Source organism: Actinoalloteichus caeruleus (assembly GCF_049311605.1).
In the GTDB taxonomy this organism is placed as follows: domain Bacteria; phylum Actinomycetota; class Actinomycetes; order Mycobacteriales; family Pseudonocardiaceae; genus Actinoalloteichus_B; species Actinoalloteichus_B caeruleus.
The window spans coordinates 3172709-3192561 of sequence record NZ_CP186005.1 but is presented as its reverse complement, the minus strand read 5'-3'; the positions used below and the strand labels follow the sequence as shown (position 1 = coordinate 3192561).

General features: G+C 71.5%; 16 protein-coding genes. 14 read left to right on the top strand and 2 right to left on the bottom strand.

Annotation, left to right across the window (positions count from 1 at the left end; genetic code table 11):
- Positions 1 to 5: 5 nt before the first annotated feature.
- From ACOJVX_RS12960 to ACOJVX_RS12925, 8 genes are all read left to right on the top strand, one after another.
- Positions 6 to 1154 (top strand): methylthioribose-1-phosphate isomerase, encoded by a 1149-nt coding sequence (locus tag ACOJVX_RS12960; protein WP_026418005.1) that lies wholly within the window; start codon positions 6 to 8, stop codon positions 1152 to 1154.
- On the top strand, positions 1151 to 1876 hold the full coding sequence (mtnC, locus tag ACOJVX_RS12955) for an acireductone synthase (protein WP_026418004.1): 726 nt from the start codon (positions 1151 to 1153) through the stop codon (positions 1874 to 1876). The genes ACOJVX_RS12960 and mtnC overlap by 4 nt, the downstream gene beginning before the upstream one ends.
- On the top strand, positions 1869 to 2552 hold the full coding sequence (gene mtnB, locus ACOJVX_RS12950; protein WP_051713510.1) for a methylthioribulose 1-phosphate dehydratase: 684 nt from the start codon (positions 1869 to 1871) through the stop codon (positions 2550 to 2552). Before mtnC ends, mtnB begins: the two co-directional genes overlap by 8 nt.
- The gene (locus ACOJVX_RS12945) at positions 2549 to 3127 is read left to right on the top strand and encodes a 1,2-dihydroxy-3-keto-5-methylthiopentene dioxygenase (protein ID WP_026418002.1); all 579 of its coding nucleotides are present in this window, start codon (positions 2549 to 2551) and stop codon (positions 3125 to 3127) included. Before mtnB ends, ACOJVX_RS12945 begins: the two co-directional genes overlap by 4 nt.
- A gap of 176 nt (positions 3128 to 3303) precedes the next feature.
- Positions 3304 to 5142 (top strand): beta-L-arabinofuranosidase domain-containing protein, encoded by a 1839-nt coding sequence (locus ACOJVX_RS12940; protein ID WP_035291629.1) that lies wholly within the window; start codon positions 3304 to 3306, stop codon positions 5140 to 5142.
- Positions 5143 to 6069: 927 nt separating this feature from the next.
- A complete protein-coding gene (locus tag ACOJVX_RS12935) occupies positions 6070 to 7461 on the top strand; it encodes a glycoside hydrolase family 6 protein (RefSeq protein ID WP_026418000.1) in 1392 nt (463 codons plus the stop codon).
- Between the two features lie 176 nt (positions 7462 to 7637).
- On the top strand, positions 7638 to 7826 hold the full coding sequence (locus tag ACOJVX_RS12930; protein WP_026417999.1) for a hypothetical protein: 189 nt from the start codon (positions 7638 to 7640) through the stop codon (positions 7824 to 7826).
- Between the two features lie 37 nt (positions 7827 to 7863).
- Positions 7864 to 10185 carry a heavy metal translocating P-type ATPase gene (locus tag ACOJVX_RS12925; RefSeq protein ID WP_418154095.1) on the top strand — a complete coding sequence of 774 codons (2322 nt, stop codon included), beginning with the start codon at positions 7864 to 7866 and terminating at the stop codon, positions 10183 to 10185.
- 900 nt (positions 10186 to 11085) lie between these two features.
- Here the strand turns inward: ACOJVX_RS12925 and ACOJVX_RS12920 are convergent.
- The gene (locus ACOJVX_RS12920; protein ID WP_418154096.1) at positions 11086 to 12474 is read right to left on the bottom strand and encodes an endo-1,4-beta-xylanase; all 1389 of its coding nucleotides are present in this window, start codon (positions 12472 to 12474) and stop codon (positions 11086 to 11088) included.
- 250 nt (positions 12475 to 12724) lie between these two features.
- Entirely contained in the window at positions 12725 to 13588 is an 864-nt protein-coding gene (locus ACOJVX_RS12915; protein ID WP_035291626.1) for an SDR family oxidoreductase, read from the bottom strand.
- Positions 13589 to 13707: 119 nt separating this feature from the next.
- On the opposite strand from ACOJVX_RS12915, the gene ACOJVX_RS12910 reads away from it, so the two are divergent.
- The 6 genes from ACOJVX_RS12910 to ACOJVX_RS12885 all read left to right on the top strand — a co-directional run bounded on the left by ACOJVX_RS12910 (position 13708) and on the right by ACOJVX_RS12885 (position 19853).
- Positions 13708 to 14430: a GntR family transcriptional regulator gene (locus tag ACOJVX_RS12910; RefSeq protein WP_418154097.1), complete on the top strand. Its 723-nt coding sequence runs from the start codon at positions 13708 to 13710 to the stop codon at positions 14428 to 14430.
- 25 nt (positions 14431 to 14455) lie between these two features.
- Complete coding sequence (locus ACOJVX_RS12905; protein WP_026417995.1) at positions 14456 to 15463, top strand: 1-aminocyclopropane-1-carboxylate deaminase; 1008 nt, start codon at positions 14456 to 14458, stop codon at positions 15461 to 15463.
- A gap of 110 nt (positions 15464 to 15573) precedes the next feature.
- Positions 15574 to 16620: a type 2 isopentenyl-diphosphate Delta-isomerase gene (gene fni / locus ACOJVX_RS12900; RefSeq protein WP_051313670.1), complete on the top strand. Its 1047-nt coding sequence runs from the start codon at positions 15574 to 15576 to the stop codon at positions 16618 to 16620.
- An 858-nt stretch (positions 16621 to 17478) separates the two neighbouring features.
- Positions 17479 to 18732 carry a PQQ-dependent sugar dehydrogenase gene (locus ACOJVX_RS12895; RefSeq protein ID WP_051313668.1) on the top strand — a complete coding sequence of 418 codons (1254 nt, stop codon included), beginning with the start codon at positions 17479 to 17481 and terminating at the stop codon, positions 18730 to 18732.
- A gap of 108 nt (positions 18733 to 18840) precedes the next feature.
- A complete protein-coding gene (locus tag ACOJVX_RS12890; RefSeq protein WP_026417993.1) occupies positions 18841 to 19068 on the top strand; it encodes a hypothetical protein in 228 nt (75 codons plus the stop codon).
- Between the two features lie 473 nt (positions 19069 to 19541).
- Positions 19542 to 19853, top strand: coding sequence for a YraN family protein (locus ACOJVX_RS12885; protein ID WP_026417992.1), 312 nt, complete (start codon positions 19542 to 19544; stop codon positions 19851 to 19853).

Sequence of the window (19853 nt, the reverse complement as noted above, 5' to 3'; positions counted from 1 at the left end):
GGGTGATGACAGCCACACCGCCGCCGGAACCCCCCGGCCTGCCCGAACCCACGGGCACCCCACCCCGCCCGCCGGGCACCGTCCCCGACCCCGAGGTCCTGCCCGTCCTCGCCGACAGCGTCCGCCTCGACGGCGACACCGTGCTGATCCTGGACCGCCGGTGCTTCCCCTTCGACCTCCGCTGGGTCCGCTGCGGCACCGTCGAGGAGGTCGCCCGCGCCATCGAGGACATGGTCACCCAGTCCTCCGGCCCCTACTTCGCCGCCCTGGGGGCGATGGTCCTGGCCGCCCGCGCCGCCCACCACCACCGGGACCCCGCCGCCGCCCGGGCCGACCTGACCGCCGCGGGGGCGCGCATCATCGCCGCCCGGGCCACCAACAACCACCTCGCCACCGCGGTCCGCGCCGTGGTGACCGAGGTCGACCGGGCGGGAACACCCACCGGATCGGCCCTGGTCGAGGCCGCCCTCACCGGAGCCAGGGCCGGCGACCGCCGCTACCGGGACCGCAGCCGCGCCCTCGGCGAACACACCGCCGCCCTGCTGCCCGACGGCGCCTCGGTCCTCACCCACTGCTGGGCCGACCTCTACCTGGTGGACACCGTCGCCGCCCTGGGCCGCCACGGCAAACGGGTCCGCTACTACTGCACCGAGACCCGCCCCTACCTCCAGGGCGCCCGCCTGACCGCCGAGACCCTCGCGGAGATGGGGGTCGACACCACCCTCATCACCGACGGGATGGGCGCCTCCGTCATCGCCACCGGCCAGGTCACCCACCTGGTCACCGCCGCCGACCGGGTCACCATGGACGGCCACGTCATCAACAAGGTCGGCACCCTGCAACTGGCCACCGCCGCCCACGCCTACGCCGTGCCGTTCCTCGCGCAGGTCCAGGCCCCCGACCCGGCCGCCCCCACCGCCGCCGACGTCCCCATCGAACACCGGGACGGCACCGAGGTCCTGCACACCCTGGGCCGCCGCACCGCCAGCTCCCGGGTCCGCGGCCACTACCCGGCCTTCGACATCACCCCACCCCGGTTCGTGCGCACCGTGGTGACCGACCGGGGCCCCTTCGACCCGGCCCACCTGGCCGACTACCACGACGACACCCGGCCGGACCCCGCGCCGGCCCCCGATGAGGAGGCAACCCCGTGACCGACACCCTGACCGCCCGGTGGGTGGTGGTGGACATCGAGGGAACCCTGACCGCCACCAGCCAGGTCCACGTGGTCCTCTACGACTACGCCCGCCCCCGCCTGGGCCCCTGGATCGACGAGCACCCCGACGACGACCGGGTCACCGCCGCCGTCGCCGAGATCAAGGAGGACGCCGGACTGGCCGCCGACGCCTCCACCGAGGACGTCGTCTCCGTCCTGCACTCCTGGATGGACGCCGACCGCAAGGCCAGCCCGCTCAAGGCACTCCAGGGCCTGATCTGGGAACACGGCTACACCCACCGGGAACTCATCTCCACCTACTTCCCCGACGTCGTCCCCCAACTCCGGGCCTGGAAGACCGCCGGACTGGACCTGGCCGTGTTCTCCTCCGGCTCGGTCGCCGGCCAGATCGCCTCCTTCTCCCACACCACCGAAGGAGACCTGCGGGAACTGTTCGACCACCACTTCGACACCGTCAACGCCGGCCCCAAACGCGTCCCCACCTCCTACGCCGCCATCCGCGCCGCGCTCGGCTCCCCCGACCCCGCGCACCTGGTGTTCCTCTCCGACGTGCCCGCCGAACTCGACGGCGCCGCCGCGGACGGCTGGCACACCGTGGGACTGGCCCGCCCCGGCGAACCCTTCGCCGACGCCGACTTCGGCGCCCACCCGGTCGTCACCACCTTCGACGACGTGACGATCGAGCGAGCCGATGACTGACCCCGCACCCACCCCCACGGCCACCGAGGACCGGGACGCCGCGGGCACCGCCCTGGCCGCCGAGGCCGCCCGCTACGCCGACCTCGGCTGGATGCGCGGCACCTCCGGCAACCTCTCGGTCACCCTGGGACGCCACCCGCTGCGGCTGGCCGTCACCGCCAGCGGCCTGGACAAGGGCGAACTGACCCCCCACGACGTCGTCATCGTCGACGAACACGGCCACGCCACCCCCGACCAACCCGAACCGGTCCCCCGCCCCTCCGCCGAAGCCGGCCTCCACGCCCGCATCGCCCGGGTCGCCGGCGCCGGCGCCGTGGTCCACATCCACGTCCTGGCCGCCGTCCTGGCCGCCGAACGCTGGCCCGCCGGGGTGGCACTGCGCGACCTGGAGATGCTCAAGGGATTCGGCCGCCAGGCACACGACGACCTGGTCACCGTCCCGGTCGTCCCCAACAGCCAGGACATGCGCGTGCTCGGCGACGCCTTCGAGGACCGCTTCGACCCCGCCACCCCCGCCTTGCTGGTCGCCCGCCACGGCCTGTACGTGTGGGGAACGGACCTCGTCCAGGCCCGCCACCGCGCGGAGTGCCTGGAGTGGCTGTTGCGGTTCGTCCTGGCCGCCGACCTCGACCTCGGTGACCAACCGGACCCGCTGACGAGGAGGGCACGACGATGACACTGCTGACCGTGTGGCCCGAACAGGGACCCGACGCGGTGCTGCTGCGCACCGAGGACCCGACCGAGATCCGCCGGGTCCTGGCCGAACTGGGAGTCCGCTTCGACCGCTGGGAGGTGGTGCCGGGCCTCCCCGAGGAACCCACCTCCGCGCAGGTCCTGGCCGCCTACCGCGACCAGATCGAGGAGGTCATCTCCACCGAGGGCTACGTGCACGTCGACGCCATGCACATGACCCCCACCGACACCCCCGACTGGCGACGCCGCGCCGAGGAGGCCCGCGCCCGGTTCCGGTCCGAACACACCCACGACGACGACGAGGACCGCTTCTTCGCCCGCGGGTCGGGGGTCTTCTACCTCCACGTCGGCCACCGCGTCCACGCCGTGCTGTGCGAGGCCGGCGACCTGCTCAGCGTGCCCGCCAACACCACGCACTGGTTCGACATGGGCACGACCCCCGACTACGTGTCCATCCGCTTCTTCCACGACGAGCAGGGCTGGGTCGGTGACTTCGTGCCGAACTCCATCGCCGACCGGTTCCCGGGCCTCGACGAGATCCGGGCGACCCTCGGCTAGGGCCCGACGCGGTGCCGGCGCCCCTCGGCCCCCACCCAGGACCGGGTGCCCGACCGAGGAGAGCCGGCACCGCACCCCCTCGGCTGGATCAGGCCAAGCGAGGCCCAGCCACTCGGCACGACACCGGCCACCGGCCAGGGTGGAGTCCTGCCGACCACTCGAGCCGGGGAGAGACCATGACCAGTCCCGTGCTGCCCTCCTCCGGAGTGCTCACCCCACTCGGACTGAACGAGGTCCAGCTCACTTCCGGGTTCTGGGCCCACCGCAGGGCGCTCAGCGCCCAGGTGACGCTCCCGCACTGCGCCGAACGCATGACCACCCTCGGCTGGATCGACAACTTCCGCGACGGAGGCCACCGCGGCCCCGACTTCGCCGACTCCGAGGTCCACAAACTCCTCGAAGCCGCCTCCTGGCACGGCGACGACGCCCTGGTCGAGCGGATCACGCCCCTGCTGGCCCGGGCCCAGCACGACGACGGCTACCTCAACACCCGCTGGTCGGGTCGCCGATACCAGAACCTGGAGTGGGGCCACGAGCTCTACTGCGCCGGCCACCTGATCCAGGCGAGCGTGGCCCGGGCCCGCCGCCACGGCGACGACCTCCTGGTGGAGGTGGGCCGACGCGCCGCCGACCACGTGTGCGCCCGCTTCCTGGAGGGCGACCAGGTGTGCGGGCACCCCGAGATCGAGATGGCCCTGGTGGAACTGTGCCGCCTCACCGGGGAGGAACGGTACCTGGAGATGGCCCGCCGGTTCGTCGAACGCCGAGGCCGCCCGGCGCTGGGCGACAGCGAACACGGCCGCGCCTACTTCCAGGACGACCAGCCCGTCCGCACCGCACCCGCCTTCCGGGGCCACGCCGTCCGCCAGCTCTACCTGGCATGCGGAGCGGTCGACGTGGCCGTGGAGACCGGTGACACCGCGCTGCTGGCGGCCGTGGAGGCGCAGTGGGAACGGACCGTGGCCCGCCGCACCTACCTCACCGGCGGCATGGGCTCCCGCCACCGGGACGAGGCCTTCGGTGAGGACTTCGAACTGCCGCCCGACCGGGCCTACGCCGAGACCTGCGCGGGCATCGCCTCAGTGATGCTGTGCTGGCGGTTGCTGCTGGCCACCGGCCACCCCCGCTACGCCGAACTGGCCGAACGGACCCTGTACAACGTGGTGGCGACCTCCCTGGCCTCCGACGGCCGGTCCTTCTTCTACGTCAACCCCCTCCAGGTGCGCACCCCGGGTGTGCCGGCCGGAGCCGACGAGGTCAGCTGGTGGGGCGGCAGCGCCCTGCGCGCCCCCTGGTTCAGCACCTCCTGCTGCCCGCCGAACATCGCCCGCACGCTGGGCGCCCTCCCCGGGTACCTCGCGACCCGGGACCGCCGGGGAGTGCAGCTGCACCAGTTCGCCTCCGCCGAGATCGACACCCGCCTGGTCGACGGGTCCCGGCTGCGGCTGAGCGTGCGGACCGACTACCCGGAGTCGGGAACGGTGCTGGTCCGGGTCGTGGACGCCCCGAGGGAGACCTGTCGGGTCTCCCTGCGGGTCCCGGTGTGGGCCGACGGCGCCTCGGTGTTCCACCCCGAGGGCGTGGTGCGGGCGGCCCCCGGGCTGGCGACGGTGGACCGGAGGTGGCGGCCGGGCGACGAGCTGCGCCTGGAACTGCCGATGACCCCCCGCTGGTCCTGGCCGGACCGGCGGATCGACGCGGTGCGTGACTGCGTCGCCGTCGAACGCGGGCCGCTGGTGTACTGCGCCGAGTCCCCGGGCGACGAACCGCCCCTGGCCGAGATCAGCGTGGACACCTCGGTCGATCCGGTCGAGCACGCGCGGGGCGGGGTGGTGGAGCTGTCGGTGGCGGGCCATCGCACCTCCCCGGCGGCGGAGTCCTGGCCCTACGGCGGCAGCCCGGCCCCCCGGTCGGTGCGGCCGCACCGGGTGCGGCTCGTCCCCTACCACCAGTGGGGCAACCGGGGGCCGGTGTCGATGCGGGTGTGGCTCCCGAGGTCCGGGCCGCTCGACTGAGGAGCGGGGACGCTGCCCGGCTCCGCTGCCCCCACCCTCCCCGGCCCCGGTGCCGCGCCCGAAGCGTGGCCCTCGGGAGGCTTCCCACGGGGCGGCCGCGTCCGCGTGCCCCCGGCCGTGTCGGTGCCCGAGCGGCCCACTGGCCGGGCATCCCCGAGAACGTCCTCGGCGCGCCCCGCCGGTCATCACCGGTCGGGCGCGCGCCGAGGAGGAGGCGCCGTCGGGCACCCGGGACGCCTCGGAGGGCGCTCGCCCACCCTCCCGGGCCGTGGGAGCGTTCCCAGAGTTCAGGAGACCGGGCGTTCGGTTCGACTCGGTCCCCCGGCGCGAGGTACGAGGTCCAACCGGACCACCGCCTGGGGAGCCGAGGTGCGCGACAGGAGCAGGCAGGCGGGGAGGGAACACCACCGGGGGGAGTCCCGCCCCCGCGACGCGGGCGCGGGCCCTTCGCGCTGGCCAGGAACGCCCGGCCCGCGAGTGGGGCCGATCGGCGGCCCGCGCCGGAGGCCAACCACCGCACTCCCGCCGGGGGCGGTCGGAGTCAGAACGGGTCCGGCGAATGCCACCGGCGCTCCCGCGAACGGAAGAGAACCGCGTGCTCCACCCATTCCGAAGCGTTTTCCGCCGGATCCGTACCAGGCCGGTCCAGTCGTCGGCGGCGGAAGCGAGAATCGACGTACCGGTGGACGCCTCCGCAGGTCACAGGCCCATCGGTCAGAATCAGGTGTGCGGGTTCCCCGATTCGGAGGTGCCACCACCCCGCATCCGGGGGAATCCCCTGGGGCCGTCGATCGTGGCACCAGAAATATCGGCACCGAATGGTGAACGACTCTTTTCAGAGTGTTACCCCATTGGTACAGTCCCTCTCATGGGAGCGCTCCCAGAACTCGGACAAGGACGTCATGAGGGAACGACGAAGGAGCCCACATGAAGACTGACTCGGCACGGGGGGCGCGCGGCTCGCGCCTCCGCCGCGGACTCACCGCGGCATCCGCGCTCGCACTCACGTCGGGCCTGTTCGTGACCGGCGGAGCGGCCGGTGCCGACGACGCCAGCCCGCAACAGGCCAGGGTGGACAACCCCTACGTCGGCGCGGACGTCTACGTGAACCCGGAGTGGTCGGCCAACGCCGCCGCCGAACCGGGCGGCAGCGCCGTCGCCGACCAACCCACCGGTGTCTGGATGGACCGCATCGCGGCCATCGAGGGACCGGAGGGGAAGATGGGACTGCGCGAGCACCTCGACGAGGCGGTCAGCCAGGCCAACGGGCAGGACTTCGTCTTCCAGGTCGTCATCTACAACCTGCCCGGGCGGGACTGCGCGGCCGTGGCCTCCAGCGGCGAACTCGGCCCGAACGACCTGCCGCGCTACCAGTCCGAGTTCATCGACCCGATCGCCGAGATCCTCTCGGACCCGGCCTACGCCGACCTGCGCATCGTCACCACGATCGAGATCGACTCGCTGCCCAACCTGATCACCAACGTCACCCCGCGCCCGACCGCCACACCCGAGTGTGACGTGATGAAGGCCAACGGCGGCTACGTCGACGGCGTGGGCTACGCGCTCGCCCAGCTCGGCGCGATCCCCAACGTCTACAACTACATCGACGCCGGCCACCACGGCTGGATCGGCTGGGAGGACAACTTCGGCCCCTCCGCCGACCTGTTCTTCGAGGCCGCCAACGCCAACGGCGCCACCCCCGCCGACGTGCACGGCTTCATCGCCAACACTTCCAACTACAGCGCGTTGGTGGAGGAGAACTTCAGCATCACCGACGTGGTCAACGGCCAGCAGATCCGGGGCGAGTCCAGCTGGATCGACTGGAACAACTACGTCGACGAGCTGTCCTTCGCCCAGGGATTCCGCGAGCGCCTCGTGCAGGCCGGTTTCGACCCGGGAATCGGCATGCTCATCGACACCTCTCGCAACGGGTGGGGCGGCCCGAACCGGCCCACCGGCCCCGGGCCGCAGACCAGCGCCGAAGCCTACGTCGAAGGCGGCCGCTACGACCGCCGCATCCACATCGGCAACTGGTGCAACCAGGCCGGCGCCGGCCTCGGCGAGCGCCCGACCACCGCGCCCGAGCCGGGCATCGACGCCTACGTCTGGATGAAGCCCCCGGGCGAGTCCGACGGCTCCAGCGAGGAGATCCCCAACGACGAGGGCAAGAGCTTCGACCGGATGTGCGACCCCACCTACGAGGGCAACCCGCGCAACAACCACAACCCCTCCGGTGCCCTGGGTGACGCGCCGATCTCCGGCCACTGGTTCTCCGCCCAGTTCCAGGAGCTGCTGGCCAACGCCCACCCGCCGGTGTGACCCACACACCGCGACCCCCGGTCACGGCGGGGATGATCCCGCCTCCCTGACCTGATCACCCTCGGCGGGCCCGGTGCCAACGCACCGGGCCCGCCGCCGTACGCCCCGACCCCTGATACCCCCAGGGGGTATAGTCGGTGGGCGACCGCGAGCACCCGCACCCGTGGAGACCCACCATGACCACCCCAACCACCCCCTCCCGCGCCCTGCCCCCACCCCTGCGGCTGGCCGCCTTCGCCGCCGCGACCGCCCTGGTCTTCGCCGGTGGCCTCGGCCTCGGCCACACCCTCGGCGCCCCACCCGACCACGCCGAGCACCCGCCGGCCACCAGCCCGTCACCCCACGACGGCCACCCCCGGCACTGACCGGCACCCCGCAGGCCGCAGGAAGAGGACCACCACGATGACCACCAACACCCCACCCACCACGACCGGCGACCTCGAACTCGACATCGGCGGCATGACCTGCGCCTCCTGCGCCGCCCGGATCGAACGCCGGCTGAACAAGCTCGACGGCGTCGTCGCCACCGTCAACTACGCCACCGAACGCGCCCGCATCACCCACCCCGCGACCCTGCGCCCCCAGGACCTCATCGACCAGGTCGAACGCGCCGGCTACACCGCGACCCTCCCCGCACCCCCCGCCACCACCGACACCCAACGCGGCGACGACCCCACCGACCCCCTCACCCCCCTGCGGCACCGCCTCCTGATCTCCCTGCTGCTGTCGATCCCGGTCATCGCCATGGCGATGGTCCCCGCCCTCCAGTTCACCTACTGGCAATGGCTCTCCCTGACCCTGGCCGCCCCGGTCGTGGCCTACGGGGCCTGGCCCTTCCACCGGGCGGCCTGGCTCAACCTCCGACACGCCACCGCCACCATGGACACCCTCATCTCCCTGGGCACCCTCGCCGCCCTGGGCTGGTCCGTGTACGCGCTGTTCCTGGGCACGGCCGGCACACCCGGCCTCACCCACCCCTTCGAACTCACCATCACCCGCGGCGACGGCGCCGCCCACATCTACCTCGAGGCCGCCGCCGGCGTCACCACCTTCATCCTGGCCGGCCGCTACCTGGAAGCCCGGTCCAAACGCCGCGCCGGACAAGCCCTGCGGGCCCTGCTGGAGATGGGCGCCCGTGAGGTCACCGTCCTGCACCACGGCCAGGAACGACGGATACCCATCGACGACCTCACCGTCGGCGACGAGTTCCTGGTCCGCCCCGGGGAGAAGATCGCCACCGACGGCACCGTCCTCGACGGCTCCTCGGCGATCGACGCCTCCCTGCTCACCGGCGAATCAGTGCCCGTCGAGGTCGGCCCCGGCGACACCGTCGTGGGCGCCACCATCAACTCCGGCGGCCGCCTCGTCGTCCGCGCCACCCACGTCGGCGCCCACACCCAACTCGCCCAGATGGCCCGACTGGTCGAACAGGCGCAGAACGGCAAGGCAGCCGCGCAACGGCTCGCCGACCGCATCTCCGCCGTCTTCGTCCCCCTGGTCCTGCTGCTGGCCGCCGGCACCCTCGGGTTCTGGCTGGGAGCCGACGCCGGCGCGGCCGCCGCGTTCACCGCCGCCGTCGCCGTCCTGATCATCGCCTGCCCCTGCGCCCTGGGCCTGGCCACCCCGATGGCCCTGATGGTCGGCACGGGCCGAGGCGCCCAACTGGGCATCCTCATCCGAGGCCCCGAGGTACTGGAGTCCACCCGCCGCGTCGACACCGTCGTGCTCGACAAGACCGGCACCGTCACCACCGGCCAGATGACGCTGCGCGAGGTGATCCCCGCCGAAGGCGAAACCCGCCACACCGTCCTGCGCAGGGCCGCGGCCGTGGAACACGCCTCGGAACACCCCATCGCCCGCGCCGTGGCCACGTCCGCCACCGACGAACTCGGCGCACCACCCGCCGTCACGGACTTCCACACCACCCCCGGCCTCGGAGTGTCCGGCCACGTCGAGGGCCACACCGTCCTCGTCGGCCGCCCCGCCCTCCTCACCGACCACGGCCACCAGCTACCCACCGAACTCGCCTCGGCCCGAGACCACGCCGAAGCACGCGGCGGCACCGTCGTCGCCGTCGCCTGGGACGGGCAGGCCCGAGGACTGCTGGTCGTCGCCGACGCGGTACGCCCCACCTCCGCCCAAGCCGTCCAACGCCTCCGCCGCCTCGGACTGTCCCCGGTCCTGCTCACCGGGGACAACAGGACCGTCGCCACCGCCGTCGCCCACGACGTCGGCATCACCGAGGTCATCGCCGAGGTCCTCCCCCAGGACAAGGTCGACGTCGTCCGCCGGCTCCAGCAGGAGGGCCGCGTAGTGGCCATGGTCGGCGACGGCGTGAACGACGCCGCCGCGCTGGCCCAGGCCGACCTCGGCCTGGCGATGGGCACCGGAACCGACGCCGCCATCGCCGCCAGCGACCTGACCCTGATGCGCGGCGACCTGCGCGCCGCCGCCGAAGCCGTGCGGCTGTCCCGCCGCACCCTGGGCACCATCCGGGGCAACCTGTTCTGGGCGTTCGCCTACAACGTCGCCGCGCTCCCCCTGGCCGCCGCCGGACTGCTCAACCCCATGCTCGCCGGCGCGGCGATGGCCTTCAGCTCGGTGTTCGTCGTGCTCAACAGCGCACGACTCCGCCGGTTCGCGCCCCTGCCCGACCACCCCTCCCCCGCCGGGACCGGCACGGCGAACACCACCACCCCCCAACCGGCGCGATCCGCATCCTGACCGCCACCCGGCCGCCCAGCCCCACACCCCCACACCCCCAGCACACCGACGCGGGTGCCGACGGCCGGGACACCCCGACCCGGCCCACCGCCGCATCCCGACAGCCCCGCAAGGCACTCCCCCGGGCCTCGAACCCGGCCGGCTCCTTACCGGCGACGCCGACCCCCCACGGCAGTTCGGTCACCTCCACCCGCAGGACCGAACACCACCCCCCTCAGTCAACGCCGACATCGCATCGTCCATCACGATCACCCGCGCATCCCACGACAGAGCCCGCGCGATCTCGACACACCGCTGATCCGCGATCGACAGCCCCCACCGGCCGCCACGGATCCAGATCCACCCCCAGCCAATCGAACAACCCCACGCCCGCGAACCACCCATGAACACGTCCTCCGCGACCGCGGATCACCGGCGCGGCCCCGGACGACGCACCGCGATACCAGCGGAACACGCCTCCGCCAGACCAGAAGCACGCCACACCACCCCATCCACCCGCAACTGCCGACATCCGGCCGGCCCACACCCGCCCACCCGGCCACCCCGTCGACTTCCCGCCCCGTTCCCGCCCCACACACACAAGGCGCGCACCCCCCGCGAACAACTCCACCCCCACCCCGAGCAAACGCCCACACCCACCCGACATACCCGCCGACCTCGAACAACGACACCACCACAACCGCCTCCCACACTCAGCCCCCGCCACGCCACTCACCGACACGCCGCGCACCGCTCCCGCTCGACGCGGAAACGCGCCACACCAGGGTGTCCCGTCGAGCCTTTCCCCGCACCCAACACAACAAGATCCCCCAACCCCCACCACCCGGAACCCGAACACCCCGCACAACACGACGGCGGGGCACGGCCACCACACCGCACCCCGCCGGCACCCCAACGAACTCAGCCGTCACACCCCGCCGAATTCAACCGGAACGACACCGGAGCCTCATTGGACCCGGCATGACGCGCAGTGAACCCGACCGTGACCGAACCTCCCACCCCGATCGTCGCGTTCCACCCCTCATCCCTCGCGCGAACCGCCGTGCCCTCCTGCGAGAACACCGCGTTCCACCCGTGATCAATCCGCTGCCCGGAAGGGAAATCCCACTCCAGGATCCACCCGCTCACCGGCCGACCCGACACGTTCGTCACCACGACCTCACCACTGAACCCCGTCGACCAGCTGTTCGTCACCCGATAACCCACACGACAACCCTCCACCGGCGCTCCACCACCACCGAACGCCTGGTGCACCGCGTCATAGGCGGGCTTGGGCCGCAGATCCTCATCGAAGAGCAACGCCGCCCCCTCCCCCGGGAAGTGGTCCGGGATCCACGAATACCGATCCGTGAAACCCCACGTCGTCACACTCACACACCGCGACACCGCCAGGCAGGCCTCCACCACCGCACGGTAGTCCTCCGCCTGCGTGGCCAACTTCTCCGCCGTCACCGGCAACCCCATCCGAACATCCAGCTCCGTGATCGCCACATCCAACCCCAACGCCGCGAACCGCTCGATGTTCTCCCGGATCCCACCCGGCACCGCCCCCACGATCAGATGCCCCTGAAGACCCACCCCGTCCAACGGCACCCCCGCCGCCACCAGATCCCGAGCCAACTCGTACAACGCATCACTCTTCGCGTTCAGCCCCTCCACGTTGTAGTCATTGACGTACAACTTGGCCCCCGGATCAGCCTCCCGCGCCGCCCGCAACGCCGTCGCCACGTAATCCACACCGAACGCCCTGGTCCACAACGTGTCCCGCAACGAACCATCCTCGTTGAACGGCTCGTTCACCACATCCCACGCATACACCTCACCCCGGTAGTGACCAGCGACCTCCGCGATGTGATGACGCATGATCCCGTCCAACTCCACCGCCGAGAAGTCCCCCTCGGTCAACCACCCCGGCAACTGGCTGTGCCACACCAACGTGTGGCCACGAACCTGCTGCCCCGCCGCCCTCGCCGCCTCCACGACGGCGTCCCCCCGCTCGAAACTGAACACACCACGCGCCGGCTCGGTCGCATCCCACTTCATGTCATTGCCCGGCGTGAGCATGTCGAACTCCCGCGCGGACACCGCCGCGTACTCACCGTCCCGCAGCTCCTCGACCGTGGCGGCGCTCCCGATGCGCACCCCACGCTCAGCGGCCAGATCACGCAACGGAACGTCCTGCGCGACCCCGACCCCCGCACGATCCCCGGCCCCGGCAACCACCACCGGCCCGGCCAACCCCAACCCCGCCGCCAACCCGACGACGACAAGTCCACGTACCCAAGGCATACCGCTCTCCTGACTTCTCGTGAGTACAGGTGCGCGCCCGGAACAGGAAGCTACCCCGCCCATACCCCCAGGTACAGACCTCCACACACCACCCACCCCAACTTCCCCCACCCCACCCCGCACCACCTACCCCGACCGGCCCAACCCCCACACGACCCCGGCCCAGTCCCCCTCCAACGGCCACCGAGGAGCACCTCGACGCGGAACGCACCGCGCACCACGACCAGCGCACCCCGGCCCCGACCAACCCCTACCGGCGGGCAAGGTGACGCCACACCTCCGGCTCAGCCTCCAGGAACTCCCCGAACGTCCACGGACGCACACCCGTCACCGCCTGAACCGTGTGACTGGTCACCGAACTCTCCCCCGAGGCCACCGCCAGGTACGACCCCACCCACGCATCCACCTGCCACTCCGCCGCCCCTGCCCGCGCCCGCACCGCCTCCTCCACCGTCTCCTCCCGGTACCGGATGTTCCGCCCGGTCACCTCCGACAACACCCGCACCGTCTCCCCGAAACCAAGAGCACACGGCCCCGACACGTCATACACCTGATCCGCGTGCACCTCGTCCACCAACACCTCCACCGCCAACCGGGCCACATCCTCCCGAGCCACCCACGCCACCCGACCACCCCCAGCCGGAGCCGAAAGCACCCCGTCCTCCCCCACGAACCCCGGCGCCACATCCGCGTAGAACGTGTTGCGCAACGACGTCAACCGCAGCCCCGCGCCGCTGATCAGCCGCTCGGTCTCCCCGTGCTCCCGCGCGAACCGGAAACTCGCCCGAGGAGCCGCCCCCATGAACGACGTGTAGACCACCCGCTCAACCCCCGCCGCCACCGCCGCCCGCACCGCCGCCCGGTGCAACGGCATCCGATCAGCCGCCTCCGGCGCCGACACCAGGAACACCGTCCGCACCCCCCGAAACGCCTCAACCAACGCCGCCTCCTCCTCGAAGGACGCCACCGCCACCTCCGCGGCACCCGCCCCCACCGGAACCCGACCCGGATCCCGAACCACCACCCGCTGGCGGGCCCCCCGCTCGGCGAGACGACGCACGACACGACGCCCCAACTGGCCACTCGCACCCGTCACCGCGATCAGATCAGTCACACCCCACTCCCTACCCGATCACCACACCACGATCCAGACCGCCACGCCCCCGCCACCGAACCCGGCCCCACCACCACACCGGGGTTGACGACGACGCCACCCGAAATGCAATATTTCGCATGCCCGTCCCCCACCCCACCCAACCCCAACTCCGCCGCACCCTCCTCCGCGACACCGCCTTCCACCTGCTCCGAGACGCCATCGTCACCGGCACACTCGCACCCGGTGAACGCCTCCGCGACACCGAACTCGAACACTGGCTCGGAGTCAGCCGAACCCCTATCAGAGAAGCACTCGCCCGCCTGGAACAGGCCGGCCTGGTCCACACCGTCCCCGGCCGCTCCACCGTCGTCGCCCCCCTCAACCCCCGACAGGTCCACGACGCACAACTCGTCGTCTCGGCGATGCACGAACTCGCCGTCCGCGAAGCCACCCCCCACCTGGGCCCCACCCACCACAACGCCATGCGCACCGCCAACCACCAACTGGCCGCCGCACTGGAAGCCGGCGACCCCGACGCCGCCATCGCCGCCGACGACGCCTTCCACTCCGTCGCCGTCTCAGCAGCGGCCAACCACGCCATCACCGCCGTCCTCGACCAGTTCACCCCCCTGCTCCGACGCGTGGAACGCCTCAGGTTCTCCGCGCTCACCGGACGGGACTCCGTCGCCCAACACGACCACATCCTCAACCTGTGCACCCAGGGCGACGCCGAGAACGCGGCGCGGGCCACCCGCACCAACTGGAACACGCTCCGCCCCTTGCTCGACCTCCCCACCACACCAGCGCCCCACCAGCACGCGGACGACGAAGGACACCGAGTCACCCACCCCACCACCTGACCACCCGGCCCACCGGAAGGAAACCATGTCCCTCGACGGCTTCCCCCGTTTCCCCCTCCTGCTCGGCCCCTCTCCGCTGCACCCCCTCGACCGCCTCAGCCAGGAACTCGGTGGCGCCCGCATCTGGGCGAAACGCGAGGACCTCAACTCCGGCCTCGCCTTCGGTGGCAACAAGACCCGCAAGCTCGAGTACCTGGTCGCCGACGCGCTGGCCACCGGAGCGGACACCCTGGTCTCCATCGGCGGCGTGCAGTCGAACCACACCCGCCAGGTGGCCGCCGCCGCGGCCCGCGCCGGCCTCCGGGCCGTACTCGTCCAGGAGAGCTGGGTGAACTGGGCCGACGACAACTACGACCGGGTCGGGAACATCCAGCTCTCCCGCATGCTCGGCGCCGACGTCAGACTCGTGGACGCCGACTTCGGCATCGGCGTGAAGGAAAGCTGGGAAAAGGCCATCGCTGAGGTCCGAGCTGCCGGCGGGAGCCCCTACCCCATCCCCGCCGGCGGCTCCGACCACCGACTGGGCGGCCTCGGCTTCGCCGGCTGGATCCGCGAACTCGAAACCCAGGAGGCCGAGCTGGGCGTCCACTTCGACACCGTCGTGGTCTGCTCGGTCACCGGGAGCACCCAGGCCGGCATGATCGCGGGAAACGCGCTGAGCCCCCGACCGCGCCGCATCATCGGGATCGACGGGTCAGCGAACCCCACCGCGACCAGGGGGCAGGTCAGCCGGATCGCCAGGGCCACCGCCAGGCTACTGGGCGTCGAGCGGGAACTGGAGGAGGCGGAGATCGTGCTCGACGACCGCTACCACGGTGGTGTGTACGGTGTCCCGGACGACACCACCCTGGCCGCGATCGGGACGGCCGCCCGGTTGGAGGGCATGATCACCGACCCGGTGTACGAGGGGAAGTCGATGGCCGGGCTGATCGACCTGGTGCGGCGACGGGAGATCCCGGAGGACTCCACGGTCCTGTTCGCGCACCTGGGCGGTCAACCCGCGATCAACGGCTACTCCTCCGTCCTCGGCTGAGGACGGGCACTTCGACGCCCACCCGGTCATAATGCCTCCGTCAGCCAACACGACCAGACCAAGCCGCTCCCCCGCCGGGAGCACGCGAAGGGATCCGGGGGGCGCATTCCGTGACCAGCCGAGCAGACCGTGACGCGGGTGGGGACATCCGTTCGCGGAAGTTACGGCACATCGAGGCGTGCCTGCGCCACGACGTCGACTACACCACGAGGACCACCGGCCTGGAGCGGTACGACCTCCCGTACTCCGCGCTGCCCGAGACCGACCTGGCCTCCGTCGACCTGTCGACCAGGTTCCTCGGGAGGCCCCTGCGAGCGCCGCTCCTCATCGGGGCGATGACCGGAGGAGCGGAGCTCGCCGCCCGCATCAACCGCAACCTCGCCACGGCGGCGCAACAGCTCGGGGTGGGCCTGATGTTGGGCTCCCAACGCATCATGTTGGCCAGACCCGAGGTCACCTCGTCGTTCGCCGTGCGCGATCTCGCTCCGGACGCCCTGCTGATCGGGAACCTGGGGGCGGCTCAACTGAACAAGGGGTACGGCGCCGCGGAGGTGTTGCGCGCGGTCCGGGACGTGGAGGCGGACGCCCTGGCGTTCCACACCAACCCGCTCCAGGAAGCGGTGCAGGAGGACGGTGACACCGACTTCCGTGGCCTCGTGGGCCGGCTCGGCGAGGTGATCGAGGCCGTCCCCTTCCCGATCCTGGTCAAGGAGGTGGGACACGGCCTGGGAGCGGGAGTCGCCACTCGGGTCGCCGAGGTGGGAGCGGCCGCGGTGGACGTGGCGGGAGCCGGCGGCACCTCGTGGGCCAAGGTCGAGCAGTACGTCCGCTACGGAGCCGTCCGGCACCCCGAGCTTGCCGAGTGGGGGCTGCCCACCGCGCAGGCCCTGACCGAGATCCGACGAGCCCTGCCGGGCTTCCCCGTGATCGCCTCCGGCGGTATCCGCACCGGCACCGAGGCCGCCAAGGCGCTGGCGTTGGGCGCCGACGTGGTCGCGGTCGCGCGGCCCCTCCTCCGGCCCGCCACGGAGTCAGCGGATGCCGTGCGGGCCTGGATCGAGAACTTCCTGTGGGAACTGCGCGTTGCCCTGCACTGCACGGGCTGCGGAGATCTGCCCGCTCTCCGCGCGCTCAACCTCGCCCCGCCGGCCCAGTGACCCGTCCAGCTCGACAGCGATGCCTGTCCGCCTTCGAATGCTGAGGGCTGCCGGTTCGTCCTGAGGTGGGTTTCGACGGGTCTTGGCGGGTTTTTGCTTCGGTTTTTTGAGTACTGATTTTAGTAGAGACTGAAGCGATAAATATCTCTGAAATTTGTTTGCGGTTGGACGTCCTCGGGGCCCACAGCCAGCTCCGCTCCGGTACATCTGGTCACACCCGTCCCCGCGCAGCCGACGGAAGGGCTGGCCGTGCCACCTCGCGAGGGCATCCGTGGCGATTCGGTCGAGGACCGTCCACCGCGTTCGTGATCGGTCGGTCCCGCCACCTCTGGCCTCCCGGGACGAATTCCCCCACCCGCCGACCCCACGGGCACGGAAATAGCCGGAACCCCGGTTGGAGTTCGACTGGGCCATCCGCCCAGGGCCGGACGAACGATGGGGAACTGGGCCATTCGATCCAGCCCACCAGACGGGACGACCGCACTTCCGGCACCCATTCCACAACTGGTGTCCGAAACGACCCACATCGTGTTCCCAAGGCCGGCCGCACCTCGGCGACGCGCTGATCACCGGCCATATCGCCCAGCGGCAGCGGGTGGGGCGCGCCGTCGCCGCCAGGCCCAGAACGGAGGGCAGCGATTTTCACGCAGTTGGCCGAGAGGCCAGAATAACGGGACTGGTCCCCCATTCCCATCGCGTGCGTTCGTCCGCGCCATCCGGGACTGCTCCGAATGACGCGCGACTTCCTTTCCTGACGAAACTCCACGTTACCCTTGCGGGCGCACCGAATCCTGACCTGTGTTCGCACGGGATACCAACGCGTGTTCGACGAAGAACCCGTTTCCGGTAGGAGGCTTCATGCCGCACCATCGGTTGACGACCCGTCTGTCCGCGGCCGTCTCGGTCGCACTCGTCCCCCTCTTAGTAGGAGCCACCACGTCCACCCCGGTCGGCGGTACCGCGCACGTTCCCGCTGCAGAGGCGACGGAGAACGCCGACACGGCCAACCTGGACCAGCTCTCCCTGGACACGACACTCGTGGCCAGCGGACTCTCCCGCCCCACCGCGATCGCCGCGCCCGACGACGGCAGCGGTCGGCTCTTCATCACCGAGAAACCCGGGACGGTCCGCAGCTACCACCCCGACACCGGCCTGTCCTCGTCTCCCCTGCTGGACATCGTCGACCGGGTGAACGGTGCCGGCAACGAGCGCGGTCTGCTCGGGATCGCCACCGCCCCTGACTTCACCACCAACCCGCAGGTGTACGTGAGCTACACCAGCCAGCCCGACGGCGACGTCACCCTCTCGCGCTTCACCCTGGACACCGCCGCCGAGCGGGCGATCGACCCGGCCAGCGAAGAGGTGCTGCTCACCGAGGAACATCCCACCTACAACAACCACAACGGTGGGGAGGTGGCGTTCGGCCCCGACGGACACCTCTACTGGAGCCTCGGCGACGGCGGCGGTTCGGGGGACCCCGACAACAACGCGACCGACCTGGGCACCCTGCTCGGGAAAATAGTCCGCATCGACGTGGGACCGGACTGCGCGGCCGCCGGCTACTGCGTCCCCGAGGACAACCCCTTCGTCGACAACGCGGAGGCGAAGCCCGAGATCTGGTCCTACGGGCTGCGCAACGCCTGGCGCTTCTCCTTCGACCACGTCGACGAGACGCTGTGGATCGCCGATGTCGGGCAGGGTGCCTACGAGGAGATCAACCACGTGCCCGCGGACCTCGCGGGGGCCCACTTCGGCTGGTCCTGCCTGGAGGGACCAGCGACCTTCGACGAATCCCGCTGCGAGGAGGACATCGACTACGTGGACCCGGTCTTCTGGTACCGCACGTCCCTGGACGGGTGCGCGATCATCGGTGGGCACGTCTACCGGGGTGAACTGTACGAGGACATCGCCGCCGGCACCTACGTGACCGCGGACTACTGCTCGGCCACCGCCTGGGGGGTGGTGCCGGGTGAGGACGGGTACGAGAGCGCCGTGATCGGGGAGACCCCAATCCAGGTGACCACCTTCGGCACGGACGCCGACGGCGAGCTCTACCTGGTCAACGACCTCCCGGGCCAGCTGTACTCGGTGTCGTTCTCGACGTCCGGCTGAGCGCTGCCGGTGGGAGGTGACCGGCGGCACGATGATGATCGGCTGGCCGCCGCCTTCCGCCGGCCCCGAGGTGGCCCGGCCGTGGCGGCCTCGGGGTATGTTGCCGACATGTCGGACAGTGTGCTCGCGGATCTGGTCAGCGCGGCCGAAGGCGAGGACCCGTTGGACGCGCTGCGCGCCACGGCGGAACTGCGCCGCCGTTCCGAACGGTTGGAGGCCGTGCAGGTGCGACGGGCTCGGGTGGCGGGTGTCTCCTGGGCCCGCATCGCCGAGGTGCTCGGTGTCAGCAAGCAGGCCGTGCACAAGAAGTACGGCAGCGGCGGCCTCTTCCGCTGACCCTGCCTGATCTCCGCTGCCGGCCCCGGGGCCCCCGCGTGCTCCCGGCCGCCAGGTCGAGGTGTGTCCCTGAGGCCGACCGAGCACCCTGGTTGGTCCACGCGGCATCGCCACCGGTGTCCGTCGTCCACCCTCCTTCGTCTGGTCGCCCTCAGCGCGTCGTGACCGGTGGCGAGGACCGTCGACGACGTCCTTGGCAGCATCCCTGGTGACCTCCTCCCGCGTCGTCCCTGGCAGGCGGCGCACCCGGCGGCCCGAACCGCGAGGGGAGTTGTCCACAGGGCGAGGTTGTCCACAGGGCGAGGCCCGGGGTGCCGCGAAACCGGGGCGTGGTCGGCCACTGTTGTCCGCGGAAGCAGCGGAGGACGGGGGCCACGATGACGAAGGCGGGCGACGGAACGTGCGGCGGTGTCGGGGTCGCCACGAGAGTGGTGCCCACCCGCGAGCTAGGCCGGTGGGGTGAGGACGTCGCGGTGGCACACCTGGAACGCCAGGGACTGGTGGTGCTCAGCCGCAACTGGCGGTGCCGGCACGGTGAGCTCGATGTCGTGGCGGTCGACGACGACACGCTGGTGGTCTGCGAGGTCAAAACCCGGTTCGGGCCATCAGCGGAGGACCCTGCCTCGGCCGTCACCCCGGCGAAGCTGAAACGTCTCCGAACGCTCACCGCGGCGTGGTTGTCCCGCTACCACGTCGGCTGGTGCGCGGTCCGCTTCGACGTGGTCAGCGTCGTGTTGCCCACGCGGGGGCCCGCCACGCTGCGCCACTTCCAGGGGGTGTCGTGA

Coding starts and splice junctions, on each gene's coding strand:
- ACOJVX_RS12960 (WP_026418005.1), top strand. CDS start 6: ATGACAGCCACACCGCCGCCGGAACCCCCCGGCCTGCCCGAACCCACG.
- mtnB (WP_051713510.1), top strand. CDS start 1,869: ATGACTGACCCCGCACCCACCCCCACGGCCACCGAGGACCGGGACGCC.
- ACOJVX_RS12945 (WP_026418002.1), top strand. CDS start 2,549: ATGACACTGCTGACCGTGTGGCCCGAACAGGGACCCGACGCGGTGCTG.
- ACOJVX_RS12940 (WP_035291629.1), top strand. CDS start 3,304: ATGACCAGTCCCGTGCTGCCCTCCTCCGGAGTGCTCACCCCACTCGGA.
- ACOJVX_RS12935 (WP_026418000.1), top strand. CDS start 6,070: ATGAAGACTGACTCGGCACGGGGGGCGCGCGGCTCGCGCCTCCGCCGC.
- ACOJVX_RS12930 (WP_026417999.1), top strand. CDS start 7,638: ATGACCACCCCAACCACCCCCTCCCGCGCCCTGCCCCCACCCCTGCGG.
- ACOJVX_RS12925 (WP_418154095.1), top strand. CDS start 7,864: ATGACCACCAACACCCCACCCACCACGACCGGCGACCTCGAACTCGAC.
- ACOJVX_RS12920 (WP_418154096.1), bottom strand. CDS start 12,474: ATGCCTTGGGTACGTGGACTTGTCGTCGTCGGGTTGGCGGCGGGGTTG.
- ACOJVX_RS12910 (WP_418154097.1), top strand. CDS start 13,708: ATGCCCGTCCCCCACCCCACCCAACCCCAACTCCGCCGCACCCTCCTC.
- ACOJVX_RS12905 (WP_026417995.1), top strand. CDS start 14,456: ATGTCCCTCGACGGCTTCCCCCGTTTCCCCCTCCTGCTCGGCCCCTCT.
- ACOJVX_RS12895 (WP_051313668.1), top strand. CDS start 17,479: ATGCCGCACCATCGGTTGACGACCCGTCTGTCCGCGGCCGTCTCGGTC.
- ACOJVX_RS12890 (WP_026417993.1), top strand. CDS start 18,841: ATGTCGGACAGTGTGCTCGCGGATCTGGTCAGCGCGGCCGAAGGCGAG.